10 protein-coding genes and 1 pseudogene are annotated in these 11,768 nt (G+C 48.9%); 1 reads left to right on the top strand and 10 read right to left on the bottom strand.

All coding sequences use genetic code 11. From position 1 onward, the window contains the following. Positions 1-36: 36 nt before the first annotated feature. The 8 genes from ACTRXD_RS17035 to ACTRXD_RS17000 all read right to left on the bottom strand — a co-directional run bounded on the left by ACTRXD_RS17035 (position 37) and on the right by ACTRXD_RS17000 (position 8,217). Positions 37-1,098: a polyamine ABC transporter substrate-binding protein gene (locus ACTRXD_RS17035; RefSeq protein ID WP_442432982.1), complete on the bottom strand. Its 1,062-nt coding sequence runs from the start codon at positions 1,096-1,098 to the stop codon at positions 37-39. 13 nt (positions 1,099-1,111) lie between these two features. Then, the gene (locus tag ACTRXD_RS17030; protein WP_442432981.1) at positions 1,112-1,909 is read right to left on the bottom strand and encodes an ABC transporter permease; all 798 of its coding nucleotides are present in this window, start codon (positions 1,907-1,909) and stop codon (positions 1,112-1,114) included. Further along, complete coding sequence (locus tag ACTRXD_RS17025; protein ID WP_442432980.1) at positions 1,906-2,814, bottom strand: ABC transporter permease; 909 nt, start codon at positions 2,812-2,814, stop codon at positions 1,906-1,908. The genes ACTRXD_RS17030 and ACTRXD_RS17025 overlap by 4 nt, the downstream gene beginning before the upstream one ends. Beyond that, positions 2,763-3,863, bottom strand: a complete 1,101-nt coding sequence (locus ACTRXD_RS17020; RefSeq protein ID WP_442432979.1) for an ABC transporter ATP-binding protein — start codon at positions 3,861-3,863, stop codon at positions 2,763-2,765. Before ACTRXD_RS17020 ends, ACTRXD_RS17025 begins: the two co-directional genes overlap by 52 nt. A gap of 502 nt (positions 3,864-4,365) precedes the next feature. Further along, positions 4,366-4,749, bottom strand: a complete 384-nt coding sequence (locus tag ACTRXD_RS17015; RefSeq protein ID WP_442432978.1) for an STAS domain-containing protein — start codon at positions 4,747-4,749, stop codon at positions 4,366-4,368. Between the two features lie 74 nt (positions 4,750-4,823). Then, complete coding sequence (locus tag ACTRXD_RS17010; protein ID WP_442432977.1) at positions 4,824-5,156, bottom strand: STAS domain-containing protein; 333 nt, start codon at positions 5,154-5,156, stop codon at positions 4,824-4,826. A 1,879-nt stretch (positions 5,157-7,035) separates the two neighbouring features. After that, positions 7,036-7,380 (bottom strand): STAS domain-containing protein, encoded by a 345-nt coding sequence (locus tag ACTRXD_RS17005; RefSeq protein ID WP_442432976.1) that lies wholly within the window; start codon positions 7,378-7,380, stop codon positions 7,036-7,038. Between the two features lie 228 nt (positions 7,381-7,608). Continuing rightward, positions 7,609-8,217 (bottom strand): IS1595 family transposase, encoded by a 609-nt coding sequence (locus ACTRXD_RS17000; RefSeq protein WP_442433431.1) that lies wholly within the window; start codon positions 8,215-8,217, stop codon positions 7,609-7,611. A gap of 649 nt (positions 8,218-8,866) precedes the next feature. Here ACTRXD_RS17000 and ACTRXD_RS16995 point away from each other — a divergent pair. After that, positions 8,867-9,808, top strand: a complete 942-nt coding sequence (locus ACTRXD_RS16995) for a hypothetical protein (protein ID WP_442432975.1) — start codon at positions 8,867-8,869, stop codon at positions 9,806-9,808. 39 nt (positions 9,809-9,847) lie between these two features. Here the strand turns inward: ACTRXD_RS16995 and tnpA are convergent. Further along, a pseudogene (gene tnpA / locus ACTRXD_RS16990) lies at positions 9,848-10,270 on the bottom strand (IS200/IS605 family transposase). Between the two features lie 601 nt (positions 10,271-10,871). Next, positions 10,872-11,114 (bottom strand): STAS domain-containing protein, encoded by a 243-nt coding sequence (locus ACTRXD_RS16985; RefSeq protein ID WP_442432974.1) that lies wholly within the window; start codon positions 11,112-11,114, stop codon positions 10,872-10,874. Positions 11,115-11,768 lie beyond the last annotated feature (654 nt).

Genomic DNA, 11,768 nt, shown 5'->3' with positions numbered 1-11,768 from the left:
AGTCTAGTAGCAGATGGCTAAAAGGGTCAAGCCAAACTAGTGCACTTTCAGCTCCGTCCAGGCTCGATCATAATAGCGAATGGCCTCCTGCACATCCTCCAACCACTCCATTCTGGCAAGCATATCACTTGGCGGATAGACAGCTGTATTCGTGCGAATGTCTGCCGGCAGACGATCCCGAACATGTCGATTGGCTGAGGCAAATAATAGTCGCTGCGATGTGGCAAGCGCCACCTCTTCATCTAAAAGGTAATTGATAAAGTCCATCGCCAGGGCTTGTTGACGGGAACTGGCCAAGACCGCCAGACAATCCGTCCACATCATTCCGCCTTCCTGGGGGAGGGCATACCGGATTGACGGGTGTTCACGCATCGCTCTGGCGATCGGCCCGCCCCAGGCATGCGCTAATACCACCTCACCGGCCACGAGAAGTTGATCGAACTGTTCACTCGTATAGGCCTTGACCAATGGCTTTTGCCTCATCAACTTGTGTTTGGCTTGTTGAATGGCCTGGGGATCGACACTATTGAGCGAGTAGCCTAAGGTCTGAAGTGCCATCCCGAAGACTTCCCGTTCATCATTCAACAAACTAATTCGACCGGAAAATTTCGGATCCCATAGGGCTTCCCAACTGGTTGGCGGTTCCGTCACTACATCTGCATTATACCCCATTCCAACCGTGCCCCATAAATAGGGAATGGCAAACCGGTTTGTGGGATCAAACGAGAGCTGTCGGAGATGAGGCTCCAGATCCTGCACATGAGGAATTTTTGCCGGATCTAACTCAGCCAGTAATCCCAACCGTCCCATGATGCCCGCCATAAAATCAGATGGCACCACAACATCATACCCTGTCATGCCGCTCTGCACTTTGGCTAATAACTCTTCATTGCTACTAAAGGTATCAATCACCACCCGAACCCCTCGGGTCGCTTCAAATTTGGCCACCACGGACGCATCCACATAATCCGACCACGTAAAATAATACAGTGTAGAGTGCCGGGAAGAGGGGGAATCCGGGGATGTGGAAGATTCCGAACATCCTCCCGCCACCAGGAGGGTCCAGAGGACGACATACAGAGGTATCAGATTTCTCACATGCAGTCTTTCATCAATAGGAAGATTCAGCCGAGGCCGGTGTGGACCGCTGCTGAACAAACCAGGACAACCCCACGCACAGCATGGAGACCACCACCATAACCGCCGACAAGGCATTAATCTCCGGAGTCATCCCGGTTCTGATCATCGAAAACACTTTGAGTGGTAACGTCGTCGAACCGGGACCGGCCACAAAAAATGTCACCACAAAGTCATCCAAAGATACGGTAAAGCCTAACAGGCCTGCCCCCCAGATGGCCGGGCGTAATAAGGGAAGCGTAATCCGGGTGAGCACCTCCCATGAGGTGGCACCCAAATCACGGGCCGCGTCTTCCCAAGCAGGGTCCAGCTTACGGAGTCGTGCCCTGACGATGACGATGGTCAACGGGAGATTAAAGACCATATGTCCGATAATAATGGTACCAAACCCCAGGTGAACCTGACACAAGACAAACACCATCAATAAGGCCACACCCAATAAAATTTCCGGTATGACCAGGGGCAATACCAGGATCATATTGACCCAGGATTGTTCCGGTCCTTGACGGGTTTCCAGACCAATGGCGGTTCCCACTCCAAGGATGAGAGCCATTCCGGTTGAGAGCAAGGCAATGACCACACTATTGACGGTGGCCTCGAGAATCGCCTGGTCCATCGCCAGCTTTTCATACCACTGTAACGTGAACCCTTTCCACGCTACTCCCATCGTGGAGGCGTTAAAGGATAGCCCGATCAGAATGACCACGGGCAGATATAAAAACACCATGACCAGCAGGCTCATCACAATGAAGCTGGACGGCATCCGTTTCATGACGGATCTTTCTCAACGGACGTACGACCCAACAGAAACCAGAGGAGAAGGACAGTTCCCATTAATCCGAAAGAAAGCGCGGATCCAAACGGCCAGTCTCGTGCGACCAGGAATTCTTGTTGGATGAAAGTCCCCAGCATCATGTTTTGTCCTCCACCCAACAGATAGGGCGTAATAAAGGCCCCGAGGGAAGGAATAAAGACCAACACCCCACCCGCCAGAAAACCCGGAGTACTGAGAGGAAGCAGCACATGTCGAAACATTCCGGACATGGACGCATATAAGTCAAACGCCGCATCCTCCAATTGCGGAGAAATACGTTCTATGGCCACCACCAGAGGAAGCACCATAAAGGGCAGATAGCCATAAACCAGTCCCACGAATACCGACAGATCGGTGAATAATAGAGAAAGTGGCTCATCTAACAATCCCAACCTGATCAACAGGCCATTCAGAATACCGTCCGCTCGAAGAATTAGCACCCACGCATAGGTGCGAACCAAAAAATTGGTCCAAAATGGAACCATCACAAGAGTCAGCAATATGAGTTGCCAGGGCCGGGAAGCCCTGGCCAGACAATACGCCAATGGGAACCCCACGACCGCACAGATGAAAGTCGTCAATCCCGCCAAGAAAAGAGACCGGAAAAATATCACTCCCACAAGCGGATCGAAGACACGTTGATAATTTTCCCAGGTGGGGATCCAGGTAATTCCCCCGTACATTCCCCGACTCGCCAGACTTACACCAAAGACCAATATCAGCGGGAGAAAAAAGAACAGGCCTAAAAAGAGACTTGCCGATAGGAGGGACAGTTTGACAGGAAAAGCGGAAGGTGTGTCGGAACGATTGTTCAGCATGGTGCCGGATGGGCGGGCAAGACCAGTCCCTCCTGTGCCCGCCATTGCACATATACCGGCTGACCAACGGCCAATGGCCTGGCCTGCGCTTCGGCGATTGGCACACGAGCCATCCAGATCGCCTCGTCTCGAAGCCGGACATGATACACCACTTCATTCCCGGAAAAAGCGACTTGGTGCACAATCGCCGGAAGTCTATTCTCATATCCGTTGGGGGACATGTCAGAGGACACATGGAGGCGCTCTGGGCGAACCATGACGGTGACAGCCCCCTGGAGAAATTCATGCGGTGAACATGTGACCTTCACGGGTGCCAAGACTTCATGATCAACCCGACACCATCCAGCTTCACAGGAGGCGATGGTACCGGACAAGACATTGGAAAGACCGATAAACTGAGCCACCATCGAAGATACGGGGCGATCATAGATCTCCTGCGGCGTCCCCACTTGCAAGACCTTCCCACCCTGCATGACCGCAATTCGATCAGACAGCATGAGGGCCTCATCCTGCTGATGAGTCACGCAAATAAATGTCGCTTTCACCTCCCTTTGTAACCGCTTCAGCTCTCCTTGCATCTCCTGACGTAACTGCTGGTCCAAAGCAGCCAAGGGCTCATCCAACAGCAGGACCACGGGACGATTCACCAGGGCTCGTGCGAGCGCCACCCGTTGCTGCTCCCCTCCCGACAATTGCCCTGGAAGGCGCTTCTCCTTTCCTTGCAAACGCACCAGAGCTAACATATGACTCACCGCCGTGTGGATATGGGCTTGACGTTCCCCTTTCATGTGTAAACCGAAAGCCACATTCTCAAATACTGACAGATGCGGGAAGAGCGCATAGTGCTGAAACACCATATTTACCGGTCGCTTATGAGGAGGGTCTAAGGTGACAACACGTTGCTGAATAACAATGTCCCCTTCGTCGGGACGATCTAATCCGGCAATTAATCGAAGGATGGTGGTTTTCCCCGACCCGCTCGGCCCCAATATAGAAAAAAACTCTCCGCTTTGGATAGACAAGGACACATGATCCACCGCCCGCACGAGGCCATGAGTTTTGGCAACCTTATCGAGTACGACGCTTTCATTCACGAGCCAGAGATCCCTTCCGGGAGGAATGGACAAATCACCAGGGTGACGATTCTAGGAAGGGAGGAAAATGGAAGTCAATGCAGGGTCAACGGCCTTGCCATGCCCACTGCAACCCCATGAAGTGGAGCGGGATGCTAGAAAAATCTATGGCGACTGTCGAGATGGCTGGAGATCCGCTTTAGGCATTTGAGGAGGTCGTGCGTCAGGGATTGCAAAACCGCTTTTTGAACTGTCGGATTTTGGTCATGAAGTGCCTTCCTTAAAGGACCAAGCTTTAGAGGTTGAGCAGAAATTTGATTGGCTCGTCATCCCATGAAGGACAGCATACAACCAAATGACCGGATCATCATGAAAGAGAAGATTGGACATGGATCGTTCGACGGTGAGTTGCCCTGTTTTTACCACACATACCGCACCTCCATTGGGGAAGGAGGGCTACTTGCGGCCAACGAGTGTTCAGGCCTTCATTCCCTCGTCTTGACTAATTACCACACACCGCTTTTTACCCCGGTCGCTGTGGAAGAGCTGAAGATTCCATCTGACGTTGCTCAAAGGCCACCACGGCATCAACCGAGTCATAGATAGGCACGATCTTGGGAAAATTGACAAATGTTAACATTTCACGGACTGCCGGCTTTGGATTGACCATACTGAGTCGAATGTGCTTCCGATTGAGGTGATGATAGGTGAGAAATAATTTGCCTAAGGCACGACTATTCAGGGTGGTCAAAGCTTCCATATTCAGAATGATGTGTTTGCCTTGTATTTCCTGGACTTGTAAGACAGCCGCCTCTAAAGCAGGTTCCGCAGACCCATCAAAGCATGTCCCGAATGTAATAACATGCATATCGTCCATGGGAGTCGGTTGGGTAGGCATCGTAGACATCACGATTTGATAATTTCCATTTCGGTTTTCCTCCTCGGCAACTTAAAAAAAATTCATTTCTCATTCCCAGAGGATCAGGCAACCGATCGGACTTCAGGCTTTTCCTGCATAATCGGAATAATGGTGGCTAAACCCGCCAGGTCCAAAAGTCCCCGAACAGAGGGCTTTGGATTGATCACCGTCAAGGCCATGCCTTTTCTTCGAAGCGAATGATAGAGCAACAACAGTCTTCCAATGCCTGCACTATCCATAGACGATACTCGTGAAAAATCCATGACGACGCGATGGCAAGGTCGCCCCTCTCCCGCCGCCAACGCCGTTTCCACCGGGACCCGTCCAAATTTATCGAACCGACCAGAAAGCATCAAGATTCTCGTTCCATTCTCCCACCGTGCTCGTACCAACATGCACCTGTCCCTCCTTTATTGTCCGTGACACATTTTGGTATTGAATAGCCCTTACTTTACTATCCTTCAAACCAGATAATCAGCAACAGATGTGCCACGCTCACATTTGAGAATATTCCGGGCTCCGCATTTTTCATATCAAAATTTCCTTCAAAAAACAGGTGTGTATAAGACAAAGCATGCCACTAGGCTCTCGACCTCCTACCATCCGTCAAGCAGACCTTACCCAATGGGTAAAAACGTTCTATGGGAGTGTTGAATAATAAGGATGTTCAAGGGCAAATTTGCCCAGGATTAGATTACTCATCAAAGGCTCCGGATCGGTTCAAAAAAGTCCGTCCAGCAAGGCCGCAGCCGTTTTTACGCGCGGAGCGTACGCTGAGTACGTGAGCACGGGAAAATGGCGAGAACGCCGCTGGCGGCTTTTTTCAACAGACCCTCTATGGGAAATCTAATGGACAGTGCAGTTTCCTGCCCCCACATGTAACACCACAGTGGAATAATAGGGGTTCCCCACAGACAAGAAAGGCGATGACGGGCCTGGGGTCAACGCGCTAATAGCTGGGAAGCCTGAGGGAAAGCCAAAAAAAGCGGCAATCTACTTCCCCTCCTACAAACATCCTGGAATGCTTTTTTTCGAATTTTTTTGCGCTTCCCTAGTTTCATCCGTTTTGGCCCTCTTCTCACACCTACTAACTAATTTCATTCTCCTTCTTTGAGAGACCGAAAGAGGAGGGCATCCTGAATTTCGTCCTTGTCATCAAACTAGTTTCCCCGTGTGAATAAGATACGGTCTGTATTAAATCCGATACTTCGTTCTGCATGGTTAGATCGAAACTTCCCTTTCGCAACCTCCCCTGTTTCTTTTTATAAAACAATTAGTTAGTAGCCTGACAGCCGGTCAGTTGGATACGCGGAAATGTGTGGCATTAAGGTTGCTTTTTACATGAACCAAGAACAAAAAGAAGACAATGGAGGAACAAGGAGGACACCATCATGGACTGGACCACATTATGGATAATCGAAACGGTATTAGCCTTTTTGGGAGTTTTCTCCCTTCACTGGTTCCGGGGTTAGGCAAACACATCTCTCAATTTAGAGGGGTGATCATCAAGACCAATTATTGAGAAAGGATTTGTAGGCGATGCTGACTCACGCACTCTCCTGGTGTCCAGTAGAAGCAGTCAATTGGGGGAAGCTTTCCCCAACCTATCCTTTTCGATTCAATGGGCCAGGATACCTTTACTGTTTGTGGTGTGCACATTACATTCGATTGGTTGCGGTCTCGAAAGAAGGGGCTAAGTGTTCCGACTGCCACCGTGACTTGGCTGTTGCCCCTAGTTAATTCTGGCAGAACTTCAAGGTAGGACCTACACCCTCAACCGTTTTTTATGTTTCCAAAGAAACAAATTACAGAAATTTAGAAAATTCCGATTGGGAAGGATTCAGTCAGTGGCTTCTTGATAAGAGAGAAAGCCCGCAAGGTGAATGGTTAATTAACGCTGATGCGAAAAACTGAAAAATACATAACCAATTTACACCGGAAAAGAAACACGAAAACAATACAATCTGAAAATTTACGGCCCAAGGTAAAGCGCTCACTTTGTCATGCTCAAAACCTTCCACTAAACTTCATCCTCCCTGGAGATATTCATCCTCGGTGACTATTACATCTTGCAGCCGTTGTGAAGGTGTCCATGCGGATTCGTGACAGACTAAACCCGGGACATAAGATAAATACCCTACCTGAGGTAGCCCTAAGACGACATATTTCCTAAAACAAATGAAGAGTTTGCTTCCTGTTAATCCTCGGGGCCTGGATTAGAGGCTCAAAGAGCAGAGCATCATGCCGATGTCTTAAGGAGGAAGCAAAGGCATTCTAACCGTAGATTTCCTGTCGGACCGCCTCGTGCTCAGACGCATAGACCGGAATGCAGTCGGAAAGGTGACAGCCTTCCAATGCGGCTCGGACATTAGGAGAAGGCCCCACGATACTTAGCCCAATGCGTTGGGGCTGTAGTTTATGGTACCAGAGGTACAAGAGCCCGAGACCCACCGAGTCAATCCCGGTGATTCCCATGAAATCCAGGATGATGTGTTGACATCTCATACCTTTGGTGCCGAGGATCAGGTCCCCGATACCAATTGTTGATTGTCGATCAAATCGTCCCGTGAAGATGATAACGGTGGATTGGTGATTCAGTTTTTCGCAGACTTGGAGCATATAATCTACCTCTTAATTCGTAAAGCACCAAAATGGGAATTTTTAATGCGTAGAGCTATATTCAATCTTTTCCGGATAGGCCTAACAATTACTCGTTAAGACTAGAGGTAGGTATCAGTGATCTTCTTAAACAACCTACACACAAAAAAAAGAACGACTCAGGGAATTCCAAAAAAGGACGGGGGATACGGGCTATTTCCAGTCGTGGATATGGGAGGGCCTAGGAATTTAGTACGGGGGACAACCAGAGCCAAACTCAAGCCATCGACAACTCTCACCTCGAACACGAGGGTGGGTAAGCAACAATAGGTCAAAATTCAAACCGATTTTGTGATAAAGAAAATCGGCCGCAAGCAGACCAAAGAGAACGATAGGCCGAAGACACCAAATTCTCCGTTCGGTGATGAAATCGGCATTCGATTTTTTCAGATACATCGGAAAATGGAATTTGGCTACGCCCTGATAGTGAGACAAAATATGTTTGGCCTTACTCCAGAATCCCTCAATCCCATTAATGTGGTTCTTCACCCGTCGACGGCTCACAAAGATTTTTGAATGATTGATCGTATGATGTTTGCCATAGGGTTTCAAGGACTGATAGCCCCGAAAGGCATCGGTGTAGTAGATTGAGCCTTTCCGGTTTTTGGCTTGGATATGCCGCATGAGTTCTTCCGCACTGCCCGATTCCACGACTTTGGTGTAGACGTGGTGGTCCCGCTCCAAGAGCCCAAAGACGACACGTTTGCCCACCGCGGCTCGGCCCCGTTTGCCTTTCCGCCGACCGCCAACGTAGGCCTCATCCAGCTCGATCGCTCCCTTGAGTTTCCCCCTTCCAATTCGGCCAGATGGTATAGGGCTTCTCGCAGACGTTTGTACACACTGGTGACCAATTTAACGTCGACCTCCAGATCCCGACTTAGACGGTAAGCCGGTTGGAATTGATAAAAGCCCTGCAAGATCGTGACCTCCCGACGGAGGCGACTGAGACTGTTGCTCTTGCCACAGATTTGGCATTTCACATAGCCCAGACTCATATGCAGGATTTTGAACAATTCGCAAACAATACACTTGCGACTACGCAAAAAGTTGGCCGCACAACTAAAAACCGTATTTCGTCCTGTAGCTATGCGCCCTTTCTCGCACACTTTGGTTACGAAACGCCCTAATTACCTTTTTTAAAATATGGCTTTTTTATGGTGATCATCTTAAAACATCCGAGAATTTGACTCGATCAGATATACATCGTATCGGTTTGGATACAGTCATACCTTCCTTAAACGTCTGGGGACATTCCTGGGATGAACTCTCCCTACCCGTCTCACACTTAAATCTTCATAAATTTCCAGGTTAATGGACACTAAGCTCCAATGGCATATGAATTGCTTTTTGGCACTAATGAATTAGAAATCCATCAGGGAAATATGGAATACCTCGATGGGACCAAGCCTACGGTGATAACTGAGAACATTGGAGAAAGAAGATGAGAATGAGGGGGAAAATACTCAAGAAAGGTTTTGCTAAGGTCATGCTTCGAGTTGGAACATGGGGTATCGCTTTAATGTTACCCATGGCCGGTTGGGGTCAAACCACGTTTAACGTCTCCCAAAAAGCTGATCGGATGGTTTTAGTAGCACAACCTAAAGGCAAAAATGTCATAAAAGCATTTGGGTATCGAGGGCCCTCTTTGCCTACCTTGACGAAGCCCTCCACATTTCCAACGGCCAATATCTCACGGACGCGGAGTGACACGTCGGTTTCGCCTTTGGACACCTTGCGAATACCGACTAATACGAGCTTGGCAGAAGAATGTCTAGTCGATTTCTCAGATTACGATGCCTTAGATCTCTTGGGGTTCAGTACCCATCCATATGCCGAAGATACCTTTGCCTTTACCCCCTGGTGGCACCAAGCCTGTAATGGGCTCATGTATGTCGAAGTCCGTCCCATCTGGACACCCCTGAGCATGAGCCATTTTCATTTAGGCTACGAAAATCCACATATTACGACTTGTCCAGGAAGCTTTAGTGAGTGGGGCATTATCCAGGATGATGGTACCTGCCAAGAAATTGATCCACGGGAAGAACCCCGAACCCTCCACCCCCATGAGGGTCATAGGCCGACGCACATCTTTGTGACGGATGGCGGAATCAATGACAAGAAACTTTTTCAACTCAACCGGATCAGAGTTGAAAGCGACCAGGCCATACAGTTGTGTTACAAACCAATGCAAGAAATTGAGAGCCCTTGGGAATCTAATGGACCTGGTGGGACGACTTCTCCAGGGATTTGGTACTGCTGGGATGAACTTCCCACTGGTAATTGGGATTTATCGGATTGGACGGGTCATATTACCGAAGTGAAAATTCAAGCCAGTCACGGTAGCTTGGGTATCTATCAGATTGATGACATTGGAATTGGAATTTACTAGAGCGATAATAAATAATTCCCGCCGCAAGCGGACGGGGTATTAGAAGAGGGCTAACTGGTGATTTGCGTACAACTTTTGATATGCCTCCCCTTGTTGTTTGACATATTTCCCTATCATATTTTCAATGCCATGTTGACCCACGGTGCTTGCGTAATACCCATCCGTCCATACCTCACCACCCCATAATTGCTCTTTGACCTGAGCGGTGCGCCGAAAGATCTCTCTGGCGGTCACCTTCGTCACTCTATACCCGGGAACGGATTGGACCAGAAAATGGACATGGTTTCTATCTGTCCCAATCTCCAGAAATTTCACCTGCTACCGCGGTTCGATTTCTAGACAAACCTCCTGCAACACGTTGTCGACGGCTGAATCAAAGATCGCACGGCGATATTTGGCAGGAAAAAGCAAGTAATACAACAACACCGTAACATTATGGCTCTTGTGAATGTACTCGCTCACCCGAGTAGTTTACGCCGCAAGCGGCGGGGAATATACCCGCAGGTGATTAAACTATTCCTCCCCGTCCAATTTGGTTCGTCTACACCTCCATCTTCCTGGGCAGGTTGGAGTATACCCGGTCACGTACTGGGATGTGGATGAAGATCAAGTACAGGAGGAAAGTCCAAAGAAAATACAACTGTTTAGACGATACATGTTGGGGTAGGGATTCGATAGCTAGGTACATGGGTCACAATCCTTCCTCGGATTGATCCCCATCACACTCACTGCACTGGATAAGCAATCATCCTTCCCCATTCTAAGGACCGCGGGTGTTTCCGGGGTCCGTATTCTTCGAGGCGAGAATCACGCGCCTTTGTTTCTTGATGATGAGAAATGGCATCTCAAGACGTTCAGATTTCAACTTAATTCACTCTCAGCAGAATTCCTCCTCTCATGTGTAATGCAGATTTGGGGAGCGGACCTGGCGGTAAGTACCCTGTATAAAATGACCGTAAGGCGACAGATTCCCACTAAAATGTGGCATTTACTGAAGTTCGAGCTAAGCGTTCTGGATAAGTGGATTAAAGATCACACCGTCATACCCATGCCCAGGGGGTAGTTAGGAGGAAACGGAATTGGGGGCAGGATGATGACGGATCGCTTCAGGAATGGACAAATAGATAGAAATGAGTTCCATCAAATGGAGAGATTCCATCGTATTGCGGACCATGGGGGACGGTGCCACGATACTGAGACGCACTTGATTGATATGCAAAGCGTGGTACCACGTAAAAAGGTTGCCAACTCCGACAAGGTCCATGGTGGCCACTTTGGAAAGATTGAGGATGACGTGGCGACACATTCCCTGCTGGGCCTCCTCAATAAATTCTTCAAGCCTCAGGGATTAAAGGGCATCCAGATGTCCGGAAAGAGTCAAGACTCTCGTGGTTGGATGGTTGGAGCTATCGAAGTCCTGCATAAGAGGTTTATCGGTAAGAAATAAGAGAGAGTGGAGAGTCTTTTTTGGAAAAAAGATAATTCATGGAAGGAGCGGGCATATTTGATCACGCCAAACCGGACGATTGGATCAAACAGCCAAAAGTGATGCCGCAACCTAGAAAACTCAGTTACACTAGCCTCAAAAGCCCCTCCTCAAACTCTTCCCACTTCAGGAGAAATACTCGCTGCAAGCTGTTGATTCAATTGGTGCCGGAGACCGGGGTCGAACCGGTACGAGCTGGTAAGCCCGAGGGATTTTAAGTCCCTATAATGAGTGTGATTAAGCGGGATTGTTCAAGACTCAATTCCATGAAAAATAAGGCGAATCTCAACAAATCCCACTCAATCCCATTCCATCAAATTGTGATTAATTGGTGTGACAAAGTGTGACTAAAAGTGTGACTAGGGCAAATCCCTAGGAAGCATTTTCAGGACCGGATGGACGGAATAGAATTCTCACACAATTGCCCGAGAAGGCACGATCTCGTGTTGAGCCGATCAACCGGTCAGGTGGAGG

Origin of the sequence: Nitrospira sp. T9, from assembly GCF_052156535.1 — a bacterium.
Taxonomy (GTDB): Bacteria; Nitrospirota; Nitrospiria; order Nitrospirales; family UBA8639; genus Nitrospira_E.
The sequence above is the reverse complement of the archived record's forward strand: the minus strand, read 5'-3'. Positions and strand labels throughout refer to the sequence as shown.